At 55.4% G+C, this 23,339-nt stretch carries 17 protein-coding genes; 10 read left to right on the plus strand and 7 right to left on the minus strand.

Annotated features, from left to right (window positions below):
* The first annotated feature begins 201 nt into the window (after positions 1-201).
* The 4 genes from pdhR (at position 202) to lpdA (ending at position 7,263) form a co-directional block, all read left to right on the plus strand.
* Entirely contained in the window at positions 202-966 is a 765-nt protein-coding gene (pdhR, locus tag AC0TOY_RS20845) for a pyruvate dehydrogenase complex transcriptional repressor PdhR (protein WP_014882565.1), read from the plus strand.
* A gap of 123 nt (positions 967-1,089) precedes the next feature.
* The gene (gene aceE, locus AC0TOY_RS20850; RefSeq protein WP_024907478.1) at positions 1,090-3,753 is read left to right on the plus strand and encodes a pyruvate dehydrogenase (acetyl-transferring), homodimeric type; all 2,664 of its coding nucleotides are present in this window, start codon (positions 1,090-1,092) and stop codon (positions 3,751-3,753) included.
* Positions 3,754-3,767: 14 nt separating this feature from the next.
* Positions 3,768-5,663, plus strand: a complete 1,896-nt coding sequence (gene aceF / locus AC0TOY_RS20855; protein ID WP_473722487.1) for a pyruvate dehydrogenase complex dihydrolipoyllysine-residue acetyltransferase — start codon at positions 3,768-3,770, stop codon at positions 5,661-5,663.
* A 175-nt stretch (positions 5,664-5,838) separates the two neighbouring features.
* Positions 5,839-7,263 carry a dihydrolipoyl dehydrogenase gene (lpdA, locus tag AC0TOY_RS20860; RefSeq protein ID WP_003856313.1) on the plus strand — a complete coding sequence of 475 codons (1,425 nt, stop codon included), beginning with the start codon at positions 5,839-5,841 and terminating at the stop codon, positions 7,261-7,263.
* A 52-nt stretch (positions 7,264-7,315) separates the two neighbouring features.
* Here lpdA and AC0TOY_RS20865 read toward each other — a convergent pair whose 3' ends face one another.
* Positions 7,316-8,107: a DUF2950 family protein gene (locus AC0TOY_RS20865; RefSeq protein WP_157189906.1), complete on the minus strand. Its 792-nt coding sequence runs from the start codon at positions 8,105-8,107 to the stop codon at positions 7,316-7,318.
* Between the two features lie 10 nt (positions 8,108-8,117).
* Positions 8,118-9,674, minus strand: a complete 1,557-nt coding sequence (locus tag AC0TOY_RS20870) for a DUF3300 domain-containing protein (RefSeq protein ID WP_473722489.1) — start codon at positions 9,672-9,674, stop codon at positions 8,118-8,120.
* Positions 9,675-10,565: 891 nt separating this feature from the next.
* On the opposite strand from AC0TOY_RS20870, the gene acnB reads away from it, so the two are divergent.
* The gene (gene acnB, locus AC0TOY_RS20875) at positions 10,566-13,163 is read left to right on the plus strand and encodes a bifunctional aconitate hydratase 2/2-methylisocitrate dehydratase (RefSeq protein WP_032645211.1); all 2,598 of its coding nucleotides are present in this window, start codon (positions 10,566-10,568) and stop codon (positions 13,161-13,163) included.
* Positions 13,164-13,353: 190 nt separating this feature from the next.
* On the plus strand, positions 13,354-13,716 hold the full coding sequence (gene yacL, locus AC0TOY_RS20880; protein WP_024907483.1) for a protein YacL: 363 nt from the start codon (positions 13,354-13,356) through the stop codon (positions 13,714-13,716).
* Positions 13,717-13,747: 31 nt separating this feature from the next.
* Here yacL and speD read toward each other — a convergent pair whose 3' ends face one another.
* The 3 genes from speD to AC0TOY_RS20895 all read right to left on the minus strand — a co-directional run bounded on the left by speD (position 13,748) and on the right by AC0TOY_RS20895 (position 15,873).
* Positions 13,748-14,542, minus strand: coding sequence for an adenosylmethionine decarboxylase (gene speD, locus AC0TOY_RS20885; RefSeq protein ID WP_023334531.1), 795 nt, complete (start codon positions 14,540-14,542; stop codon positions 13,748-13,750).
* Positions 14,543-15,412, minus strand: coding sequence for a polyamine aminopropyltransferase (gene speE / locus AC0TOY_RS20890; protein ID WP_023310424.1), 870 nt, complete (start codon positions 15,410-15,412; stop codon positions 14,543-14,545).
* Between the two features lie 113 nt (positions 15,413-15,525).
* On the minus strand, positions 15,526-15,873 hold the full coding sequence (locus AC0TOY_RS20895; RefSeq protein WP_014882582.1) for a YacC family pilotin-like protein: 348 nt from the start codon (positions 15,871-15,873) through the stop codon (positions 15,526-15,528).
* 145 nt (positions 15,874-16,018) lie between these two features.
* Here AC0TOY_RS20895 and cueO point away from each other — a divergent pair, with 145 nt between their 5' ends.
* A complete protein-coding gene (gene cueO / locus AC0TOY_RS20900; RefSeq protein WP_473722490.1) occupies positions 16,019-17,587 on the plus strand; it encodes a multicopper oxidase CueO in 1,569 nt (522 codons plus the stop codon).
* A gap of 85 nt (positions 17,588-17,672) precedes the next feature.
* Here the strand turns inward: cueO and AC0TOY_RS20905 are convergent, their stop codons facing one another.
* Complete coding sequence (locus AC0TOY_RS20905; protein ID WP_148769982.1) at positions 17,673-20,063, minus strand: glucose/quinate/shikimate family membrane-bound PQQ-dependent dehydrogenase; 2,391 nt, start codon at positions 20,061-20,063, stop codon at positions 17,673-17,675.
* Positions 20,064-20,271: 208 nt separating this feature from the next.
* Between AC0TOY_RS20905 and hpt the strand changes: the two genes are divergently transcribed.
* On the plus strand, positions 20,272-20,808 hold the full coding sequence (gene hpt, locus AC0TOY_RS20910; protein ID WP_008501948.1) for a hypoxanthine phosphoribosyltransferase: 537 nt from the start codon (positions 20,272-20,274) through the stop codon (positions 20,806-20,808).
* A gap of 61 nt (positions 20,809-20,869) precedes the next feature.
* Here hpt and can read toward each other — a convergent pair whose 3' ends face one another.
* Positions 20,870-21,532, minus strand: coding sequence for a carbonate dehydratase (gene can / locus AC0TOY_RS20915; RefSeq protein WP_008501947.1), 663 nt, complete (start codon positions 21,530-21,532; stop codon positions 20,870-20,872).
* A gap of 107 nt (positions 21,533-21,639) precedes the next feature.
* Here can and AC0TOY_RS20920 point away from each other — a divergent pair, with 107 nt between their 5' ends.
* Together AC0TOY_RS20920 and AC0TOY_RS20925 are read left to right on the plus strand one after the other, a co-directional pair.
* Positions 21,640-22,566, plus strand: a complete 927-nt coding sequence (locus tag AC0TOY_RS20920; RefSeq protein WP_008501946.1) for an ABC transporter ATP-binding protein — start codon at positions 21,640-21,642, stop codon at positions 22,564-22,566.
* The gene (locus AC0TOY_RS20925) at positions 22,563-23,333 is read left to right on the plus strand and encodes an ABC transporter permease (protein ID WP_023334536.1); all 771 of its coding nucleotides are present in this window, start codon (positions 22,563-22,565) and stop codon (positions 23,331-23,333) included. Before AC0TOY_RS20920 ends, AC0TOY_RS20925 begins: the two co-directional genes overlap by 4 nt.
* Positions 23,334-23,339 lie beyond the last annotated feature (6 nt).

The following is a 23,339-nucleotide window of genomic DNA, read 5'->3' on the forward strand; positions in this document are numbered from 1 at the left end:
CTCTTTAGGAGTAATCAACTCATTTGTGCAAAGTTACATTTCTGAAACGTTATTTCTGTAAGGTTGTTAAAATGTGCAGGGTTTACTGATTTCAATCAAAACCAATATGGACAGAAGGTGAATACTTTGTTACTTTAGCGATACGAAATAGAAATTGGTAAGACCAATTGACTCCGGGCAAAAAGGCGTAAGACAGGGAATATGGCCTACAGCAAAATTCGCCAACCAAAACTATCTGATGTGATTGAGCAGCAGCTGGAGTTTTTAATCCTCGAAGGGACTCTGCGCCCGGGTGAGAAACTTCCACCAGAACGCGAGCTGGCAAAACAGTTCGACGTTTCACGTCCCTCTCTGCGTGAGGCGATTCAACGTCTCGAAGCAAAGGGCTTGCTGCTTCGTCGCCAGGGCGGCGGAACCTTTGTGCAAAACAGCCTGTGGCAGAGCTTCAGCGATCCGCTGGTAGAACTTCTCTCTGACCACCCAGAATCCCAGTTTGACCTGCTTGAGACCCGTCACGCGCTTGAAGGGATTGCGGCCTATTACGCCGCCCTTCGCAGCACTGATGAAGATCGCGTGCGTATCCGCGAACTGCATCAGGCCATTGAACGGGCACAGCAGTCCGGCGATTTAGACGCCGAGTCCAGCGCCGTCGTCCAGTATCAAATCGCCGTCACCGAAGCGGCACACAATGTGGTGCTCCTCCATCTGCTACGCTGCATGGAGCCGATGCTGGCCCAGAACGTTCGTCAGAATTTTGAATTGTTGTATGCCCGTCGGGAGATGCTCCCACTGGTAAGCAACCATCGCACCCGAATATTCGAGGCGATAATGGCCGGGGAACCGGAGCAGGCGCGTGAAGCGTCGCACCGCCATCTGGCTTTCATTGAGGAAATCTTGCTGGACCGCAGCCGTGAACAATCGCGACGCGAACGTTCATTACGCCGCATACAGCAACGAAAGGATTAAGCGCCAGGTACTTTTAGAGCGCGGCAACTAAACGCAGAACCTGTCTTATTGTGTTCTTGCCCAAGAGCACAATGGGACAGGTTCCAGACAAATCAACGTATTAGATAGATAAGGAATACCCCCATGTCAGAACGTCTCCAAAATGACGTGGATCCGATCGAAACTCGCGACTGGCTACAGGCGATCGAATCGGTCATCCGTGAAGAAGGTGTTGAGCGCGCTCAGTATCTGATTGATCAGCTGCTTTCTGAAGCCCGCAAAGGCGGTGTGAAGGTTGCTTCAGGTGCAGGGGCTAGCAACTACGTAAACACGATTGCCGTCGAAGACGAACCGGAATACCCGGGCAATCTGGATCTGGAACGTCGTATCCGTTCTGCAATCCGCTGGAACGCCATCATGACCGTTCTGCGCGCCTCCAAGAAAGACCTGGAGCTGGGTGGCCACATGGCGTCCTTCCAGTCTTCTGCGACCGTTTACGAAGTGTGCTTCAACCACTTCTTCCGTGCAGCGAACGAGAAAGACGGCGGCGACCTGGTGTACTTCCAGGGCCACATCTCTCCGGGCATCTATGCACGTGCCTTCCTGGAAGGTCGTCTGACTGAAGAGCAGATGAACAACTTCCGTCAGGAAGTTCACGGTAAAGGTCTGTCTTCTTACCCGCACCCTAAACTGATGCCTGAATTCTGGCAGTTCCCGACCGTATCTATGGGCCTGGGCCCAATCGGTGCGATCTACCAGGCTAAATTCCTGAAGTATCTGGAACACCGTGGTCTGAAAGACACCTCTGAGCAGACCGTTTACGCCTTCCTGGGCGACGGCGAAATGGATGAGCCAGAATCTAAAGGTGCGATCACCATCGCTACCCGTGAGAAGCTGGACAACCTGTGCTTCATCATCAACTGTAACCTGCAGCGTCTGGATGGTCCGGTAACCGGCAACGGCAAGATCATCAACGAACTGGAAGGCATCTTCGCGGGTGCTGGCTGGAACGTGATCAAAGTTATGTGGGGCGGTCGTTGGGATGAGCTGCTGCGTAAAGACACCAGCGGTAAACTGATCCAGCTGATGAACGAAACCGTTGACGGTGACTACCAGACCTTCAAATCCAAAGACGGTGCCTACGTTCGTGAGCACTTCTTCGGCAAATACCCTGAAACCGCAGCCCTGGTTGCAGACTGGACTGATGAGCAGATCTGGGCTCTGAACCGCGGTGGTCACGATCCGAAGAAAGTCTACGCTGCACTGAAAAAAGCGCGTGAAACCAAAGGTAAAGCGACTGTAATCCTGGCCCATACCATCAAAGGTTACGGCATGGGTGATACCGCAGAAGGTAAAAACATCGCTCACCAGGTTAAGAAAATGAACATGGACGGCGTGCGTTATATCCGCGACCGTTTCAACGTTCCAGTGACCGATGAGCAGGTAGAAAACCTGTCTTACATCACCTTCCCGGAAGGGTCTGAAGAGCACAAGTACCTGCACGAACGTCGTCAGGCGCTGAAAGGCTACCTGCCAGCTCGTCAGCCAAACTTCACCGAGAAGCTGGAACTGCCAGCGCTGGAAGACTTCTCTCAGCTGCTGGAAGAGCAGAACAAAGAGATCTCTACCACTATCGCTTTCGTTCGTGCCCTGAACGTGATGCTGAAGAACAAGTCGATCAAAGATCGTCTGGTTCCAATCATCGCCGACGAAGCGCGTACTTTCGGTATGGAAGGTCTGTTCCGTCAGATCGGTATCTACAGCCCGAACGGCCAGCAGTACACCCCGCAGGACCGTGAGCAGGTTGCATACTACAAAGAAGACGAGAAAGGTCAGATCCTGCAGGAAGGTATCAACGAGCTGGGCGCAGGCGCATCCTGGCTGGCAGCTGCGACTTCTTACAGCACCAACAACCTGCCGATGATCCCGTTCTACATTTACTACTCTATGTTCGGGTTCCAGCGTATCGGTGACCTGTGCTGGCAGGCAGGCGACCAGCAGGCTCGCGGCTTCCTGGTAGGTGGTACTTCCGGTCGTACGACCCTGAACGGTGAAGGTCTGCAGCACGAAGATGGCCACAGCCACATTCAGTCTCTGACTATCCCTAACTGTATCTCTTACGACCCGTCTTACGCGTACGAAGTGGCAGTCATCATGCATGACGGTCTGCAGCGCATGTACGGTGAAGCGCAGGAGAACATTTACTACTACATCACCACCCTGAACGAAAACTACCACATGCCGGCAATGCCAGCAGGTGCCGAGGAAGGTATCCGTAAAGGTATCTACAAACTCGAAACCATTGAAGGTAGCAAAGGTAAAGTTCAGCTGCTGGGCTCCGGTTCTATCCTGCGTCACGTACGTGAAGCAGCGCAGATCCTGGCGAAAGACTACGGTGTCGGTTCCGATGTGTACTCTGTTACCTCCTTCACTGAGCTGGCGCGTGATGGCCAGGATTGTGAGCGCTGGAACATGCTGCACCCAATGGAAACCCCACGCGTTCCGTACATCGCTCAGGTGATGAACGACGCGCCAGCGGTGGCGTCTACTGACTATATGAAACTGTTCGCTGAGCAGGTTCGTACTTACGTTCCAGCTGATGATTATCGCGTTCTGGGTACTGACGGCTTCGGTCGTTCTGACAGCCGCGAAAACCTGCGTCACCACTTCGAAGTTGATGCTTCTTACGTGGTTGTAGCAGCACTGGGCGAACTGGCTAAACGTGGCGAAATCGATAAGAAAGTGGTTGCAGACGCAATCACCAAATTCAACATCGATGCAGAAAAAGTTAACCCGCGTCTGGCGTAAGAGGTAAAAGAATAATGGCTATCGAAATCAATGTACCGGACATCGGGGCTGATGAAGTTGAAATCACCGAGATCCTGGTCAAAGTTGGCGACAAAGTTGAAGCTGAACAGTCGCTGATCACCGTAGAAGGCGACAAAGCCTCTATGGAAGTCCCGTCTCCTCAGGCTGGCATCGTTAAAGAGATCAAAGTCTCTGTTGGCGATAAAACCGAGACTGGCAAACTGATCATGATTTTCGATTCCGCCGACGGTGCAGCAGCAGCTGCACCTGCGCAGGAAGAGAAGAAAGCCGCTCCGGCCGCCGCTGCTCCAGCCGCTGCCGCGAGCGCGAAAGAAGTGAACGTGCCTGACATCGGCGGTGACGAAGTTGAAGTCACTGAAATCCTGGTGAAAGTGGGCGACACCGTTGCGGCCGAGCAGTCACTGATCACCGTAGAAGGCGACAAAGCCTCTATGGAAGTGCCAGCGCCGTTCGCCGGTACCGTTAAAGAGATCAAGATCAACACCGGTGACAAAGTGTCTACCGGCTCCCTGATTATGGTCTTCGAAGTGGCAGGTGCAGAAGGCGCTGCCGCGCCTGCACAGGCCGCTGCTCCGGCTCCAGCCGCAGCACCAGCCGCTGCTGGCGGCGCGAAAGACGTTAACGTACCGGACATTGGCGGTGACGAAGTTGAAGTCACCGAAGTGATGGTGAAAGTGGGCGACAAAGTTGCCGCTGAACAGTCACTGATCACCGTTGAAGGCGATAAGGCTTCTATGGAAGTCCCTGCGCCGTTCGCGGGTACGGTTAAAGAGATCAAAATCAACACCGGCGACAAAGTGTCTACCGGCTCTCTGATCATGGTCTTCGAAGTGGAAGGCGCTGCGCCTGCCGCAGCTCCGGCTGCCGCGGCTGCTCCAGCACCTGCTGCTGCGCCGGCTCAGGCTGCTAAACCAGCCGCTGCCCCTGCTGCTAAAGCAGAAAAATCTGAGTTCGCTGAAAACGACGCTTATGTCCACGCTACCCCGCTGATTCGTCGCCTGGCGCGCGAATTCGGTGTGAACCTGGCGAAAGTGAAAGGGACCGGCCGTAAGGGTCGTATCCTGCGCGAAGACGTTCAGACCTATGTGAAAGACGCGGTGAAACGCGCCGAAGCTGCACCAGCTGCAGCCGCTGGCGGCGGTATCCCGGGCATGCTGCCATGGCCGAAAGTGGACTTCAGCAAGTTCGGCGAAATCGAAGAAGTGGAGCTGGGCCGTATCCAGAAAATCTCTGGTGCGAACCTGAGCCGTAACTGGGTGATGATCCCGCACGTTACGCACTTCGATAAGACCGATATCACCGATCTGGAAGCGTTCCGTAAACAGCAGAACGCCGAAGCCGAGAAGCGCAAACTGGACGTGAAATTCACCCCAGTGGTCTTCATCATGAAAGCGGTTGCTGCGGCTCTGGAACAGATGCCACGCTTCAACAGCTCCCTGTCCGAAGACGGTCAGAAGCTGACGCTGAAGAAATACATCAACATCGGTGTTGCGGTTGATACGCCAAATGGTCTGGTTGTTCCGGTCTTCAAAGACGTGAACAAGAAGAGCATTACCGAGCTGTCCCGTGAACTGACCGTGATCTCCAAGAAAGCGCGTGATGGTAAGCTGACTGCCGGCGAAATGCAGGGCGGCTGCTTCACTATCTCCAGCATCGGCGGCCTGGGTACTACCCACTTCGCGCCGATTGTGAACGCGCCGGAAGTGGCTATCCTCGGTGTGTCCAAGTCCGCGATGGAGCCGGTGTGGAATGGCAAAGAGTTCGTACCGCGTCTGATGATGCCAATCTCTCTGTCCTTCGACCACCGCGTAATCGACGGTGCTGATGGTGCGCGTTTCATCACCATCATCAACAACATGCTGAGCGACATTCGCCGCCTGGTGATGTAATCGAAAAGCCGGCCAGTCGGCCGGCTTTTTTCTGATAATCTCATGGGGTTTGTGAGGTTATTGGCGAAAGCGACAATTCGTGAGCCGTTTGTTGTTTCAAAATTGTTAACAATTTTGTAAACTGCGGGCGGATAGAACGACCCGGTGGACGACGGGTATAAATTAAGAGGTCATGATGAGCACAGAAATCAAAACTCAGGTCGTAGTACTTGGGGCAGGCCCGGCAGGTTACTCCGCAGCATTCCGCGCCGCGGATTTAGGTCTGGAAACCGTCATCGTAGAGCGTTACAGCACCCTCGGCGGTGTTTGTCTGAACGTCGGCTGTATCCCTTCTAAAGCGCTGCTGCACGTAGCGAAAGTTATCGAAGAAGCCAAAGCGCTGGCTGAACACGGTATCGTCTTCGGCGAGCCGAAAACCGATATCGACAAAATTCGTACCTGGAAAGAGAAAGTTATCACTCAGCTGACCGGCGGTCTGGCGGGTATGGCCAAAGGCCGTAAAGTGAAAGTGGTAAACGGTCTGGGTAAATTCACCGGTGCGAACACCCTGGAAGTGGAAGGCGAAAACGGCAAAACCGTGATCAACTTCGACAACGCGATCATCGCGGCAGGCTCTCGCCCAATCGAACTGCCATTCATTCCGCATGAAGATCCACGCGTGTGGGATTCCACCGATGCGCTGGAGCTGAAAACCGTTCCTAAGCGTCTGCTGGTTATGGGCGGCGGTATCATCGGTCTGGAAATGGGTACCGTGTACCATGCGCTGGGTTCAGAGATCGACGTGGTTGAAATGTTCGACCAGGTTATCCCGGCTGCCGACAAAGACATCGTTAAGGTCTTCACCAAACGCATCAGCAAGAAATTTAACCTGATGCTGGAAACCAAAGTGACTGCCGTTGAAGCGAAAGAAGACGGTATTTACGTTTCCATGGAAGGCAAAAAAGCCCCATCCGAACCACAGCGTTACGACGCCGTGCTGGTGGCTATCGGCCGTGTGCCGAACGGTAAAAACCTCGACGCGGGCAAAGCTGGCGTGGAAGTGGACGACCGTGGCTTCATCCGCGTTGACAAACAGCTGCGCACCAACGTGCCGCACATCTTTGCTATCGGCGATATCGTCGGTCAGCCAATGCTGGCGCACAAAGGTGTTCACGAAGGTCACGTTGCCGCTGAAGTTATCGCCGGCATGAAGCACTACTTCGATCCGAAAGTCATCCCATCTATCGCGTACACCGAGCCAGAAGTGGCATGGGTGGGTCTGACTGAGAAAGAAGCGAAAGAGAAAGGCATCAGCTACGAAACCGCCACCTTCCCGTGGGCTGCTTCTGGCCGTGCTATCGCGTCCGACTGCGCAGACGGTATGACCAAACTGATCTTCGACAAAGAGACTCACCGTGTAATCGGTGGTGCGATTGTCGGTACCAACGGCGGCGAGCTGCTGGGTGAAATCGGTCTGGCTATCGAAATGGGCTGTGACGCTGAAGACATCGCGCTGACCATCCACGCTCACCCGACTCTGCACGAGTCCGTGGGCCTGGCGGCAGAAGTGTTTGAAGGTAGCATCACCGACCTGCCGAACGCGAAAGCGAAGAAGAAATAAGTTTCTTCAGATGAAAAAAGCGGCCTCAGGCCGCTTTTTTTATGCGCTGCGTTCAGGGGGCCACAGGCTGCCAGGTTTTATCAGGACTATAGGCGGTTAACGCCCGAGCTTTCTGCTCAGAATCGCTGCCGAGATCGGACTGATACACCTTATCATCCTGATTTATCACAAAGCTCATGACGCCCGTCTGACCATAGCTGACTGGCCAGGCCACCATCGCGAAACCGTTATTATCCGGCAGGATGCGGAAACGATAGCCGTGATAACCGGTACCCGGCTCTTTTGGGCTAAATGCCGGTCCGAGCGGACTGGGCGCTTCGCCGGGAGAGGCGGGCCAGTACAAACCGTCTTTTTTCCCTTTCGAGCTGACAATCTTCTGCGCGAATTTCTGGTTCATCGCAAAGTAGCTTTGCTGCGCATCAACATAGGCATGTAAGGCTTCAATGGCGGCAAGTTCGTTACGCCCGATTTCGCGGGTCAGGATCTCTTCGGCCCCTTCTTTGATATCGAATTGCCAACCGGCAGAGGTTTTGATCACCGGGATAGGAAGCTGCCAGCTGTTGTCACCGACAACCAGATGCGCCGTATCCCCTTCGACAACCGTGTTATGACGGACTTTCCAGTCGCGAAGGAAACGATCGACGGCATCCGGGTCAACGCCTTCAGGGGGCAGAAAATCGCGCCAGTTCTCTCCAAGCAGATTGCTCATCGCGCTCTCATTATGCTCACTAATGGCTTTGGTCAGCGCATCGGTTGCCTGATCGGGGGTGCTAAAGGATTGCTGCGCCATCACCGAAGCCGAAAGCATGAACAACACCATGCCACTGAGTAGTTTACTTTTCATGTCGGTTCCCTTAGCGATGTCGAATTTCACGGCGTTCAGCGCGTCCACCAGACGCCTGACGTGGCTGCTGCTGGCGAGCCGCAAGCTGTCTGCTTTGCGCACCGCGCTGCTGCTGCGCCTGCCAGTTCGCGGAGCGGCTGTCGTTGCCGCTCAGCGCATTGGCCCGGGGCTGGCTGTTTCGCTGCTGGAGAGCGCGTTGCTGCGCCGGCTGCGAACCCCGTTTCTCTTGTCTCTGCGCGGTGGTCTGGCGATTTTCTCGCTGCTGCGTGGTGGTTCGCTTCGTCGTCTGCGGTTTGGTGTCGTAGCCACGGTAGTTATTGCGCTGGGAAATCTGCTTCAGCTGTTCACTTGAGGCCTGACGCTGCACATCTTTCGTTCCGGGACGCGCCGTTTGGGGGAAAGTTTTGCCCGTGGATTTCTCCATCTGGCTCAGGGCAGCCTGACGCTGGCTATCGCGGTTAACCGGTTTTTGCTGCGTTGAACTGAGCCCGGTAGCCGTGCTGGTGGAGTGGAAACGGGTGTTGAGCTGGTTAGTCGGATAGGGCACACCTTCCCGATAGGCCGGGTTATGCTGCCAGGTACGGTTGGCGTCCGTCAGACGCTGCCCGCTGATTTTATTGAAGTTCTCAACGTTGATATTGATGTTGTTATCACCGTTGCGGTTATAGCCGCCGTGATTATCCCAGTCATCATGGTGATGATCCCAGTCATCGTCATCATCCCAGTCGATGTTGCTGAAGATGGCATAGGTTGTGGCGACGCCCAGGCTGAAGCCTAAGCCGTTGACGAAGCTGTTGCCAAACTGCTCCCCGGGTGTAGGCGGGAGATAGGTAGGTGGATAGGCGGTGTTTGGCCAGGTCCCGTAAACCGTATTGGGGTTATAGGTGGGGACGTAAACAACCTGCGGATCGGCAGATTCAATTTTGATTACCGTTGGGGCCGGCGCGGGCGTTGCTGCTGTGGTTGTCGTTGTCTCGGTGGTGCTGGTTTTCGCTGGTGCCGGTTTTGTCACGGTGGTGACCGTCTGCTGAGGCGTGGATTGCAAAGCGCCGGTCTTTTGCGCCAGCGCGCGCAGGCGTTGAACGGAATCCATTACGTCCTTCGGCTGCGCGAGAAACGCATCGCCCAGATTTTGTACCCACGGCGGGTTTTCACCCATCAGGGACATGAGCTGAGGAAACGCGACCAGCGATTTTACGCTGGGATCCCAGGGCTGGCTGGCAACGGCCTGAATGGCGGCGTCCCCTTCCATTTTAGGGTTGTCTTTTGACCACTGCGCCGCCTGGATCACGTTGGCCGGGTAAGTCGAGGCCATCAGGATTTGCGACAGCAGGGCATCCGGGTAGAGCGCGATGGGGGCAACCCACTGATCGATTTGCGCGGCAGTATAGGTTGGTGCGGCGACAGGGGCGGGCGTTGCTGCTACCGGTGCCGCTGGTTGTTGTGCGACGGGGGCCGGCGCAACGGGTTCCGTTGCACGACTTTTGACAAACATGACGCCTGAGGCGGCAAGCAGCCCGGCACTGCACAGAAGGACGAGCAGATGTGGCTTAAAGGGCAACTTCATAAAATGACTCCAACGAGACAAGCGCTGTGCCGTGAGGCGTTACGGTTGGCGTGAGTATTATTCACCCGTCTTTTACTGTTTTGACTTTTATTGGGAAGCGTCCGGTACGTCCGGATAAAGATTGTGAGCATTTATTACACAATTATATGCGATGCGGGAAAAACCGAAGGGAATTCAGAAGGCCGCTCTTACGAGCGGCCAGCAGCTAGTTGCCGAGGTTGACGACAAACAGCACCGTGATGTCGGATATGTTCCAGCCACCGTGCAGCGCGGTTAGCAGTAAACCGGTCACAACGATCAGCGCAGTGATTCGCATCTCCATTGCGTGCGTTCCTGTAAAGGCTACGCGGGTTCATTCTTCACCGGGAAAGGCAGAACCAGGCAAGTTGGGATTGCCGCGTAGGTTACGGAACTGCTCCCGGGCCCGGTGACTGGTTGCTACACCAGCGAAGCAGGCCGAGAGGAAGAGTAATCGACTCAGTAGTCATTCTGAAGGCGAAAAATGAAGTGAAACGAATTTTCATTCGAAACAGGAAGGCGCTACGCAAAATTGACATAATGGCTTGCAAGCCAGCGGGGCGTGATGCAAAATTCATTGCGTTGGGGTTGCCGCAAATCTGCCAACACGGTGTGCTACCATCGCAAGGCAACAAATAAACCGCTATCAGGCGGTTTTTTTGTACCCAAAATTCGTCTTGTCTCCCCGCTACACCATGCTTAACGATTCAGCAAATTTTTTAATGTTGCTTTTTTGTAAACGGATTAACACTGTGCAGAAATCCTGCTATGCTGCCCGACGCGGTATCGGGCATTTACCCTACAAACTGCTGTCTCACAGGAGCGTGAAGAGAACGCCCGCCGCATATGACAATGAGAGCGAGGAGAACCGTCGTGCTAGAAGAATACCGTAAGCACGTAGCAGAACGTGCCGCCGAGGGAATTGTACCCAAACCTTTAGATGCAACCCAAATGGCCGCGCTCGTCGAGCTGCTGAAGAACCCGCCTAAGGGCGAAGAAGAATTCCTGTTAGATCTGCTGATCAACCGCGTACCGCCTGGCGTAGATGAAGCTGCCTACGTAAAAGCCGGATTCCTTGCTGCTATCGCCAAAGGCGAAGCCACCTCCCCACTGGTTACTCCTGAAAAAGCCATTGAACTGCTCGGCACCATGCAGGGTGGTTACAACATTCATCCGCTGATTGACGCGCTGGATAACGACAAGCTGGCACCGATTGCCGCTAAAGCGCTCTCTTCCACGCTGCTGATGTTCGATAACTTCTACGATGTAGAAGAAAAAGCCAAAGCAGGCAACGTCTATGCGAAGCAGGTGATGCAGTCCTGGGCGGATGCCGAATGGTTCCTGAACCGTCCTGCGCTGGCTGAAAAAATCACCGTTACCGTCTTCAAAGTGACCGGTGAAACCAACACCGATGACCTCTCTCCGGCACCGGACGCGTGGTCTCGCCCGGATATTCCTCTGCACGCCCTGGCAATGCTGAAAAACGCCCGTGAAGGCATTGAGCCGGATCAGCCTGGCAGCGTTGGCCCGATCAAACAGATCGAAGCCCTGCAGAAAAAAGGGTTCCCGCTGGCCTATGTGGGTGACGTTGTAGGTACCGGTTCTTCCCGTAAGTCCGCCACCAACTCCGTGCTGTGGTTCATGGGTGATGACATCCCTCATGTGCCAAACAAGCGCGGTGGCGGCCTGTGCCTCGGCGGTAAAATTGCACCGATCTTCTTCAACACCATGGAAGATGCGGGCGCCCTGCCGATCGAAGTGGATGTTTCTAACCTGAATATGGGCGACGTGATTGACGTTTACCCGTACAAAGGTGAAGTGCGTAACCACGAAACTAACGAGCTGTTGGCGAGCTTTGAGCTGAAAACCGACGTGCTGATCGACGAAGTGCGTGCCGGTGGCCGTATTCCGCTGATCATCGGCCGTGGCCTGACCACCAAAGCGCGTGAAGCGCTGGGTCTGCCGCACAGTGACGTATTCCGTCACGCGAAAGACGTGGCGGAAAGCAATCGCGGTTACTCTCTGGCGCAGAAAATGGTCGGTCGCGCCTGCGGCGTCGCCGGTGTTCGTCCTGGCGCATACTGTGAGCCGAAGATGACCTCCGTAGGCTCTCAGGACACCACTGGCCCAATGACCCGTGACGAACTGAAGGACCTGGCGTGCCTGGGCTTCTCTTCTGACCTGGTGATGCAGTCCTTCTGCCACACGGCGGCGTATCCGAAGCCGGTTGACGTGACCACGCACCACACGCTGCCAGACTTCATCATGAACCGCGGCGGCGTTTCCCTGCGTCCGGGCGACGGCGTAATTCACTCCTGGCTGAACCGCATGCTGCTGCCGGATACCGTGGGTACCGGCGGTGACTCCCATACCCGTTTCCCAATCGGTATCTCTTTCCCGGCGGGCTCCGGTCTGGTGGCGTTTGCTGCGGCGACGGGCGTGATGCCGCTGGATATGCCGGAATCGGTGCTGGTGCGCTTCAAAGGTAAAATGCAGCCGGGTATCACCCTGCGCGACCTGGTTCACGCGATCCCGCTGTATGCGATTAAACAGGGTCTGCTGACCGTTGAGAAGAAAGGGAAGAAAAACATCTTCTCTGGCCGTATCCTGGAAATCGAAGGTCTGCCGGATCTGAAGGTTGAGCAGGCGTTCGAGCTGACCGATGCCTCCGCTGAGCGTTCAGCTGCGGGCTGTACCATCAAGCTGAACAAAGAGCCGATTATTGAGTATCTTAACTCTAACATCGTGCTGCTGAAGTGGATGATTGCAGAAGGCTACGGCGACCGTCGTACGCTGGAGCGTCGTATCCAGGGCATGGAGAAATGGCTGGCCGATCCGCAGCTGCTGGAAGCTGATGCTGACGCAGAGTACGCGGCGGTGATCGACATCGATCTGGCGGATATCAAAGAGCCAATCCTGTGTGCACCGAACGATCCGGACGACGCGCGTCCGCTGTCCGAAGTTCAGGGCGAGAAGATCGACGAAGTGTTCATCGGATCCTGCATGACCAACATCGGTCACTTCCGTGCGGCCGGTAAGCTTCTGGATACCCACAAAGGCCAGCTGCCAACCCGTCTGTGGGTGGCGCCGCCAACCCGTATGGATGCGGCTCAGCTGACCGAAGAGGGCTACTACAGCGTGTTTGGTAAGAGCGGTGCGCGTATCGAAATTCCTGGCTGCTCCCTGTGCATGGGCAACCAGGCGCGCGTAGCCGACGGTGCGACGGTGGTTTCCACCTCTACCCGTAACTTCCCGAACCGTTTAGGTACCGGTGCGAACGTCTTCCTGGCCTCTGCGGAGCTGGCGGCGGTTGCGGCGCTGATTGGCAAACTGCCAACCCCGGAAGAGTACCAGACCTTTGTGGCTCAGGTGGATAAGACCGCGGTGGATACCTATCGCTATCTGAACTTCGACCAGCTCTCTCAGTACACCGAGAAGGCTGACGGGGTTATCTTCCAGACGGCGGTATAAACAGCAAAACCGTCTCCACGAGACGGTTTTTAGTGTTTGCACCCTCTCCCGTGGGAGAGGGACGGGGTGAGGGCATCAGGCCGCAGGGTCTTGCTCTCACCTTTTTATTTTCATTCCTCCCACCTCTCACGCTTTTTTTCTTCCTCGCTGCTGCGATAATTACCTTAATGGCTTTGCAGAGGAAAACACTATGGATTACGAATTTCTGCGCGACATCACCGGAGTGGTGAAAGTGCGTATGTCGATGGGCCACGAAGCCGTTGGACACTGGTTTAACGAAGAGGTGAAAGAAAATCTCGCACTTCTTGATGAGGTTGAACAGGCGGCAAATACGGTGAAAGGCAGTGAACGCTCCTGGCAGCGCGCCGGTCATGAATACACGCTGTGGATGGACGGTGAAGAGGTCATGGTGCGCGCCAACCAGCTCGAGTTTTCAGGTGACGAGATGGAGGAGGGGATGAGCTACTATGATGAAGAGAGCCTGTCGATGTGCGGCGTAGAAGACTTCCTTCAGGTGGTGCATGCCTACCGCGAGTTTATGAAACAGCGGTAACTTTCCGAAGCGTCCCTGCTCCGGGCAACACTTACACGGCCGGAATATTACGGCCGTAGTAGATCTCGCGCATTTCTTTCCAGAGCAGGTCGGTAATCGCCTTACGCTCTTCTTCGCTCAAATCTTCCGGCTTCGTGTGGAACATATAGTGCTTAAGGTCGAATTCCTTAAGTAACATCTTGGTATGGAAGATGTTTTCCTGGTACACGTTCACGTCCATCATGTCATACAGCGATTTCATGTCGTCGGACATGAAGTTCTGAATAGAGTTGATCTCGTGGTCGATGAAGTGCTTCATGCCGTTGATATCACGAGTAAAACCGCGCACGCGGTAATCAATCGTGACGATATCCGATTCCAGCTGATGGATGAGATAGTTCAGCGCGTTCAGCGGGGAAATCACGCCGCAGGTCGACACTTCAATATCGGCGCGGAACGTACACAGCCCACCTTCCGGGTGACTCTCCGGGTAGGTATGGACGCAGATATGGCTTTTATCCAGGTGGGCAACAACCACTTCCGGCAGCGGGCCCGGATGTTCCGTTTTGTCGATAAGCTTAGGATCGACCGGCTCTTCGCTGACCAGGATGGTCACGCTGGCGCCCTGGGGTTCATAATCCTGTCGGGCGATGTTCAGGATGTTGGCGCCGATAATGGAACAGGTTTCTGACAGGATCTCGGTCAGACGGTTGGCGTTGTAGAGTTCGTCGATATAGGCGATGTAACCATCGCGTTCTTCCGCTGTTTTGGCATAGCAGATATCGTAAATACAAAAACTCAGGCTTTTCGTCAGGTTGTTAAAGCCATGCAGTTTAAGCTTTTTCAATTAGCTCACCCCCTTAGTGGATAATGCGTCTTGCAGGTACTGCGGCAGAGCAAACGCTGCGGTATGAATAGCCGGATTGTAGTATCGGCACTGAAGACCGGCCTGATGGAAGCGGGCCTGAATAATTTCGGTGGAAAGATGACGTAATACATCGTTATCCGTCGCCCAGGCAAAGGTCATGATCCCGCCGTAGTACGTCGGAATAGCGGCCTGATAGAAGCTGACATCATCGAAATAGGTGCTGAGCTTACGATGGCTATCCAGCGCTTCATCCTGCTGCAGGAAGCATACGCCATTTTGGGCGACGAAGATCCCGCCCGGGTTCAGGCAGCGCTTGCAGCCCTCGTAGAAGGAGGAGGTAAACAGCGACGCGCCGGGGCCGATAGGGTCGGTGCAGTCGGAGATGATCACGTCAAAGGTCTGCGAGGTCTGGTTAACGAAGTTAACGCCGTCGTCAATCACCAGGCTAAAGCGCGGATCGTCATAGCTGCCGGCATTGTGGTTGGGCAGGTACTGGCGGCAGAAAGAGACGACGCCCGCATCGATTTCCACCATGGTGATGGTTTCAATGGAACGATGGCGGGACACTTCACGCAGCATTGCGCCGTCGCCACCGCCGATAATCAGGACATGCTTCGCGTGACCGTGCGCCAGCAGCGGGACGTGGGTCATCATCTCATGATAGATAAACTCATCTCGCTCGGTAGTTTGCACGACGCCGTCCAGCGCCATCACGCGGCCAAAGGCAGCATTCTCGAAGATGATCAGATCCTGGTGATCGGTTTTCTCATGATAGAGCACGTTATCAACGGCAAAGTACTGACCAAACTGATCATGCAAGGTTTCATGCCACAACGTGTGGTCGGCCATAGCGAACTCCTCCTGTGTAAACATCCGTTACGCTCACAAAAATGAGCGAAACATGATAGCTAACTCTAACCGCGGTTGCACGGTCAGAGGTTCAACAGGGGGCTTCGGGAAGGTTATTTGACGTAGGCGAGCAGGCTGAGTGAGTCGCGAGCCAGCGCTTTGCATTTTTTGGCAGTGGGAATACCAATACCGCTTAGGTCGCGGTAGCTATCTTCACCGAGCGCCTTCATGTCGAAGCTGTCGTAGTTGCTGAGATCCCACTGGTTCTGCTGGGCAAAAAAGACCAGCGCGCGGCGAATTTGCCCGTTGGGTAAATTCTGGTAGCCACAATCATTTTTCAGGAATACAAAAACCGCCGTTAAATCGGCCATATCTTCCGCTTCATTTTCACTTAGCGCATAGCTGTTCGCACACATTGCCATCAGGCTACCGAACAAAATTGTCCTGAAAAACGTCTTCATTGCTTCTACCACTTCTTCACGGAAAATTAACGTTAGCATACTTGATGCCAGTGCGACGATCTTTATTATTGCCGCTTGACTTGACCTTCCGGTAAGGGGAGGGTTTATGCTCAAAAGATCGCCTGCTGGAAATAAGGAAATGAACATGCAACGTCGTGATTTTTTAAAATATTCCGTGGCGCTGGGTGCTGCCAGCGCATTGCCTCTCTGGAGCCGCGCGGTTTTCGCGGCTGACAGGCCTGCCTTACCTATCCCTGACTTGCTGACCGCGGATGCCCGTAGCCGTATCAAGCTTGTTGTTCAGTCCGGCAACACGCTGTTCGGTGCGCACAACGCGACGACCTGGGGCTATAACGGCAATCTGCTCGGCCCGGCGCTACAGCTGCGCAAAGGGAAAGCGGTGACGGTGGATATCCACAACACGCTTGCCGAAGAGACGACGCTGCACTGGCACGGGCTGGAAGTGCCGGGCGAGGTAGACGGCGGGCCGCAGGGCGTCATCAAAGCGGGCGGCACGCGCAGCGTCACCTTTACGCCCGACCAGCGCGCGGCAACCTGCTGGTTCCATCCGCATCAGCATGGCAAAACGGGCCATCAGGTGGCGATGGGGCTGGCGGGGCTGGTGCTGATTGAAGACGACGAAAGCCGCCTGCTGCGCCTGCCGAAACAGTGGGGCATCGACGACGTGCCGGTGATTGTTCAGGACAAGAAATTCACCGCGGACGGGCAAATTGACTACCAGCTGGACGTGATGAGCGCGGCGGTAGGCTGGTTTGGCGACACGCTGTTGACCAACGGCGCCATTTATCCTCAGCATGCCGCGCCGAAAGGCTGGCTGCGCCTGCGTCTGCTGAACGGCTGTAACGCGCGTTCACTCAACTTCGCCACCAGCGATAAGCGTCCGCTGTACGTAGTGGCAAGCGACGGCGGCCTGCTGCCGGAGCCGGCAAAAGTAAGCGAACTGCCGATGCTGATGGGCGAGCGCTTCGAGGTGCTGGTGGACATCAGCGACGGCAAGGCGTTTGATCTTGTGACCCTGCCGGTTAGCCAGATGGGGATGGCGGTCGCACCGTTTGACAAGCCGCATCCGGTGCTGCGTATTCAGCCGTTACTGGTGACCGCTTCCGGCACGCTGCCTGATACGTTAACCACTCTGCCGGCACTTCCGTCGCTTGATGGGCTTACGCAGCGTAAGCTGCAGCTCTCCATGAACCCGATGCTCGATATGATGGGCATGCAGGCGCTGATGGCGAAATATGGCGATAAGGCGATGGCGGGGATGCATCACGGGCAGATGATGGGTCATATGAATATGGACCACGGCAAAATGGGCGGCATGGGGAACATGGATCACGGCGACCATGGCTTTGATTTCCACAACGCCAATATGATTAACGGCAAAGCGTTCGACATGAACACGCCGATGTTTGCTGCGACAAAAGGGCAGTTTGAGCGCTGGGTGATTTCAGGTGAAGGGGACATGATGCTGCATCCGTTCCATATTCACGGCACGCAGTTCCGCATTCTTTCTGAGAACGGCAAAGCGCCGGACGCGCATCGCGCGGGCTGGAAAGATACGGTGAGAGTGGAAGGCGGCGTCAGCGAGGTGCTGGTGAAGTTTGACCACGACGCGCCGAAGGAGTTTGCCTATATGGCGCACTGCCATCTGCTGGAGCATGAAGATACGGGGATGATGCTGGGCTTTACCGTATAAAAAAGCCGGGTGGCGGCTTCGCCTTACCCGGCTTACATAGCGTACCCGTATGCCCGGTAGGCGTAAGCGCCACCGGGCTTTTCAGTTACTTGTTTTCGTCAGGCAACGCATACGCGACAATATAGTCGCCCATCTTCGTGCCAAACGAACCGTGACCGCCCGCGGAGATGACAACGTACTGCTTGCCATTCACTTCATAGGTCATCGGGGTAGCCTGTCCACCTGCCGGCAGACGGCCTTGCCACAGTTTTTCACCGTTGGTCATGTTGTACGCGCGCAGGTAGTTATCTGCGGTTGCCGCGATGAACAGCACGTTACCGGCGGTGGAAATTGGGCCACCCAGCATCGGCATACCCATATTAAACGGCACCGGAACCGGCATCGGGAACGGCATGCTGTCCTGCGGGGTACCAATACGTTTTTTCCACACGATCTGGTTGGTTTTCAGATCCAGGCCGGAGATGTAACCCCAGGCAGGCTGTTTACACGGCAGGCCAAACGGTGACAGGAACGGGTTCAGCGTTACGCCGAACGGTACGCCATACTGCGGCTGAATACCGGCTTCGGTACCGCTGCCTTTCGCGTCTTTCGGCTGCTCCATTGGGTTGCCCGGACCGCGTGGGATCAGACGGGAAACGAACGGCAGCGCCATTGGGTTGGCAATCGCGACCTGACGGTTCGGGTCAACGGAGATCCCACCCCACTCGAACATCCCCAGGTTACCCGGGAAGACCAGCGTGCCCTGCTCAGAAGGCGGCGTGAAGATGCCTTCATAGCGCAGCTGATGGAACATCACGCGGCACACCAGCTGGTCAAACATCGTGGCACCCCACATGTCTGCCCCGCTGAGGTCTTTCTTCGGTCGGAAGCTCAGATCGGAGAACGGCTGGGTTTTGCTGACGTAATCGCCTTTCGCCGCACCCTGCGGAACCGGTTTTTCCGGTGCCGGCACAACCAGCTTGCCGTTGCTGCGATCCAGAACGAAGATGTTGCCGGTCTTGGCCGGGGCGTAAATCACCGGAACGGTTTTGCCGTCAACGGTAATGTCCGCCAGCGTCGGCTGGGACGGCATATCCATATCCCACAGATCGTGGTGTACGGTCTGATAGCTCCACGCCAGCTTACCGGTGGTCGCGTTCAGCGCCACGATAGCGCTGGCATAACGTTCCTGCTCCGGCGTGCGGTTACCGCCCCAGATATCTGGCGTAGTAACGCCCATCGGCAGGTAGACCAGGTCCAGCTTCGCGTCATACGCAGCCGGGGCCCAGGAGTTTGGCGAGTTAAAGGTAAAGGTGTGCTCGTCCGACGGGATCGCATTCGGATCTTTCGCGCCCGGGTCGAAGGCCCACAGCAGTTTACCGGTATTCACGTCGAAACCGCGGATAACGCCGGAGGTTTCGCGCGTGGAGAAGTTATCCGTTACCGAACCGGCAATCACGATGGTTTTATCGGTGATGATCGGCGGCGAGGTTGGCTCATACAGACCCGGCGTGGTGTCCGGCATGTTGGTCTGCAGATTCAGGATACCTTTGTTGGCAAAGGTTTCGCACAGCTTGCCCGTTTCGGCATTGATGGCGAACAGACGGCCATCGTTCACCGGCAGCATGATGCGGCGAGGACAGTCGGCAACCACTTCCGGGCTCGCGTTATCGGCGCGCGCTTCGTGGTATGAGACGCCACGGCAGGTGACGTGCTGGAAGGACGGGTTGGAGTTCAGCTGCGGATCGAAGTGCCATTTCTCTTTACCAGTGGCCGCGTCGAGCGCGAACAGACGCTGGTGCGCCGTACACAGATAAAGCATATCGCCGACTTTAATTGGCGTCACTTCGTTGGTCAGCTCGCCCGGATCGTTCGGCATCTTCAGGTCGCCGGTACGGAATACCCAGGCTTCTTTCAGGTTCTTAACGTTGTCCGCGTTGATCTGCTTCAGCGGAGAGTAGCGTTGACCTTCCTGATTACGACCATAGGCAGGCCAGTCGCCGTCCGCTACCTGCGAGATAGCCGCCGCAGGCGTCGATTCTGCGTTCAGCGTACCGTTGATCTCCTGCGGGTCGTTAAAGCCGGCCCATGTCAGGATGCCGCCGGTAATCAGCAGGGCAACAACCAGGCCCGCCACAGCACCGCTGGAAGGCACAATCAGGCGACGCCAGACGAACGGCAGGATCAGCCAGATACCGAAGAAGACCAGGATGTCGCTGCGCGGCGTCAGCGCCCAGAAGTCAAAGCCGACTTCCCAGACGCCCCAGATCATGGTGGCAAGAAGGAGTGCGGCATACAGCCACAGTGCAGATTGTTTTCTACGCCAGAGCAGGACGGTTACGCCAAGCATAACCAGGCCCGCAATCGGGTAGTACCAGGAGCCGCCGATCGCGACCAGCCAGACGCCACCGATTAACAGATACAGCGCGCAGAAGGCCGCGAACGCCGCTGTTAATGTCACCAGTAGACGCGGCTGTTTAGAGTTTGTTTCAGCCATAGAAAGTGTACTCGTCAGTTTTTGTTAATAATTTGCTAGCAACTAATTATAGGTATTAACAAGTGTGATCGGAATCACAATATTTGCTTTTTATAACTCATACGCCAGGGTTATCCATTTGCTGATATAATGGCTGGCTTGCGTATCAGTGCTGGATATTAACTCATCCGTATTGAGAGATTTTCATCAAAATCATTTGGTTAGTAATATGAAACATACTGTTGAAGTGATGATCCCGGAAGCCGAGATCAAAGCGCGTATCGCCGAACTGGGTCGTCAAATCACCGAACATTACAAGGACAGCGGCAGTGAAATGGTGCTGGTCGGTCTGTTGCGCGGCTCTTTCATGTTCATGGCGGACCTGTGCCGTGAAGTGCATGTGCCCCATGAGGTGGATTTTATGACCGCCTCCAGCTACGGCAGCGGCATGTCCACCACCCGTGATGTGAAAATCCTGAAAGATCTGGATGAAGATATTCGTGGTAAAGATGTGTTGATCGTTGAGGACATCATCGACTCCGGCAACACGCTGTCAAAAGTGCGCGAGATCCTGAGCCTGCGTGAGCCAAAATCGCTGGCGATTTGCACCCTGCTGGATAAGCCTGACCGCCGTGAAGTGCAGGTGCCGGTAGAGTTTGTCGGTTTTTCTATCCCGGACGAGTTCGTCGTCGGTTACGGCATTGACTACGCGCAGCGTTATCGCCATCTGCCGTATGTTGGAAAAGTGGTATTGCTGGACGAGTAATTGCGGGCTGATGCCCTCACCCCGGCCCTCTCCCACAGGGAGAGGGAGAAAATCCCCGGCTTTATTTATGGTTCACATGCTTAAGCTGAAGGTTGGCAATTCCCGAACGGTAACGCTGCTCCAGCGTTTCCCGGTTGGTGGCGGTCACTTCCAGATTGCGCAGCAGACCGTCGTGAATGCCGTACGCCCAGCCGTGGATCGAGACCTTCTGCCCGCGTTTCCACGCCGATTGCATGATCGTTGAGTGGCCCAGGTTATATACCTGCTCCATCACGTTGAGTTCGCACAGGGTATCCATGCGACGCTCCTGCGGCATTTCGCCCAGCAGTGAGCTATGTTTGAACCAGATATCGCGGATGTGCAGCAGCCAGTTATCAATGAGCCCCAGTTCCGTGTTTTCAACCGCCGCCTGCACGCCGCCGCAGCCGTAGTGGCCGCAAATGATGATGTGCTCGACTTGCAGAACGTCTACGGCATACTGAACAACAGAAAGACAGTTGAGATCGGTGTGAATCACCAGGTTGGCAACGTTGCGGTGAACAAACAGTTCGCCGGGCTCGAGGCCGGTCAGGCGCTCCGCCGGTACGCGGCTGTCGGAGCATCCAATCCAGAGAAAGCGTGGGTTTTGCGCCTGCGCGAGTTTTCCAAAAAATCCGGGGTCTTCCTCCACCAGCATTTTTGACCATAGTGCATTGTTGCTGATGAGTGTATCTATGTTGTTCATGGAGGTTAGCGACCTGTAACCGAGTAATTGCGTTGCGCTACTATAGGGTAACCCGACTTTTAATGAAACCACACAACGTGTGTCAGAACGGAAGGTAAGTTAATTTCATGGCAATTGCACTGGAGCTTGAGCAGCTTAAAAAAACCTATCCGGGCGGCGTTCAGGCGCTGCGCGGAATAGATCTAAAAGTAGAGGCCGGTGATTTTTATGCGCTTCTGGGGCCGAACGGGGCGGGGAAATCGACCACCATTGGGATTATCAGCTCGCTGGTCAATAAAACATCCGGCCGGGTGAGCGTCTTTGGTTACGACCTGCAAAAAGATGTGGTGAACGCCAAGCGCCAGCTGGGTCTGGTGCCGCAGGAGTTCAACTTCAACCCGTTTGAGACGGTGCAGCAGATCGTCGTTAACCAGGCGGGTTATTACGGCGTCGAGCGTAAAGAGGCCCTGGAGCGGAGCGAAAAGTACCTTAAGCAGCTCGATCTGTGGGAAAAGCGTAACGAACGCGCGCGGATGTTGTCCGGCGGGATGAAGCGCCGCCTGATGATTGCCCGCGCGCTGATGCACGAGCCAAAGCTGCTGATCCTTGATGAGCCGACGGCGGGTGTCGATATTGAACTGCGTCGTTCCATGTGGGGCTTCCTGAAAGATCTCAACGACAAGGGAACCACCATTATTCTGACCACCCACTACCTTGAAGAGGCTGAAATGCTGTGCCGCAACATCGGCATCATTCAGCACGGCGAGCTGGTGGAAAACACCTCGATGAAAAACCTGCTCTCCAAGCTGAAATCAGAAACCTTCATTCTCGATCTGGCGGCAAAAAGTCCACTGCCGAAGCTGGAAGGGTATCAGTATCGTCTTGTCGATACCTCGACGCTGGAAGTGGAAGTGCTGCGCGAGCAGGGCATCAACAGCGTGTTCTCACAGCTGAGCGCGCAGGGGATTCAGGTCTTAAGCATGCGTAACAAAGCGAACCGACTGGAAGAGCTGTTTGTCTCTCTGGTGCAGGATAAACAAGGAGACAAGGCATGACGCATCTTTACTGGGTCGCGCTGAAAAGCATCTGGGCGAAAGAGATTAACCGCTTCATGCGCATCTGGGTGCAAACCCTGGTGCCGCCGGTCATCACGATGACGCTCTATTTCATCATCTTCGGTAACCTGATTGGTTCCCGGATTGGTGAGATGCACGGCTTTACCTATATGCAGTTTATTGTGCCGGGTCTGATTATGATGGCGGTGATCACCAACGCCTATGCCAACGTGGCGTCGTCATTCTTCAGCGCCAAGTTCCAGCGCAACATCGAAGAGCTGCTGGTGGCGCCGGTACCGACGCACGTCATTATCGCCGGCTATGTCGGCGGCGGCGTGGCGCGCGGGCTGTGCGTGGGGATCCTGGTCACGGCGATTTCGCTGTTCTTCGTGCCGTTCCAGGTGCACTCCTGGCTGTTCGTCGCGCTGACGCTGCTCCTGACGGCGATCCTGTTCTCGCTGGCCGGTCTGCTGAACGCCGTGTTCGCCAAAACGTTTGACGACATCAGCCTGATCCCGACCTTCGTGCTGACGCCGCTGACCTATCTTGGCGGGGTGTTCTACTCCCTGACGCTGCTGCCACCGTTCTGGCAGGCGCTGTCGCACCTGAATCCGATTGTCTACATGATCAGCGGCTTCCGTTTTGGCTTCCTCGGTATCACTGACGTGCCGCTGTTTACCACGGTGGCGGTGCTGGTGGTGTTCATCATCGCCTTCTACCTGCTGTGCTGGTATCTGATCCAGCGCGGGCGCGGTCTGCGCAGCTAATCTTTT

It is taken from the genome of Enterobacter sp. PL_is379 (assembly GCF_055817355.1).

Excerpts from the sequence above, each read along its gene's own strand:
- pdhR (WP_014882565.1), top strand. The coding sequence starts at position 202 with ATGGCCTACAGCAAAATTCGCCAACCAAAACTATCTGATGTGATTGAG.
- aceE (WP_024907478.1), top strand. The coding sequence starts at position 1,090 with ATGTCAGAACGTCTCCAAAATGACGTGGATCCGATCGAAACTCGCGAC.
- aceF (WP_473722487.1), top strand. The coding sequence starts at position 3,768 with ATGGCTATCGAAATCAATGTACCGGACATCGGGGCTGATGAAGTTGAA.
- lpdA (WP_003856313.1), top strand. The coding sequence starts at position 5,839 with ATGAGCACAGAAATCAAAACTCAGGTCGTAGTACTTGGGGCAGGCCCG.
- AC0TOY_RS20865 (WP_157189906.1), bottom strand. The coding sequence starts at position 8,107 with ATGAAAAGTAAACTACTCAGTGGCATGGTGTTGTTCATGCTTTCGGCT.
- AC0TOY_RS20870 (WP_473722489.1), bottom strand. The coding sequence starts at position 9,674 with ATGAAGTTGCCCTTTAAGCCACATCTGCTCGTCCTTCTGTGCAGTGCC.
- yacL (WP_024907483.1), top strand. The coding sequence starts at position 13,354 with ATGGATTACGAATTTCTGCGCGACATCACCGGAGTGGTGAAAGTGCGT.
- speE (WP_023310424.1), bottom strand. The coding sequence starts at position 15,412 with ATGGCCGACCACACGTTGTGGCATGAAACCTTGCATGATCAGTTTGGT.
- AC0TOY_RS20895 (WP_014882582.1), bottom strand. The coding sequence starts at position 15,873 with ATGAAGACGTTTTTCAGGACAATTTTGTTCGGTAGCCTGATGGCAATG.
- cueO (WP_473722490.1), top strand. The coding sequence starts at position 16,019 with ATGCAACGTCGTGATTTTTTAAAATATTCCGTGGCGCTGGGTGCTGCC.
- AC0TOY_RS20905 (WP_148769982.1), bottom strand. The coding sequence starts at position 20,063 with ATGGCTGAAACAAACTCTAAACAGCCGCGTCTACTGGTGACATTAACA.
- hpt (WP_008501948.1), top strand. The coding sequence starts at position 20,272 with ATGAAACATACTGTTGAAGTGATGATCCCGGAAGCCGAGATCAAAGCG.
- can (WP_008501947.1), bottom strand. The coding sequence starts at position 21,532 with ATGAACAACATAGATACACTCATCAGCAACAATGCACTATGGTCAAAA.
- AC0TOY_RS20920 (WP_008501946.1), top strand. The coding sequence starts at position 21,640 with ATGGCAATTGCACTGGAGCTTGAGCAGCTTAAAAAAACCTATCCGGGC.
- AC0TOY_RS20925 (WP_023334536.1), top strand. The coding sequence starts at position 22,563 with ATGACGCATCTTTACTGGGTCGCGCTGAAAAGCATCTGGGCGAAAGAG.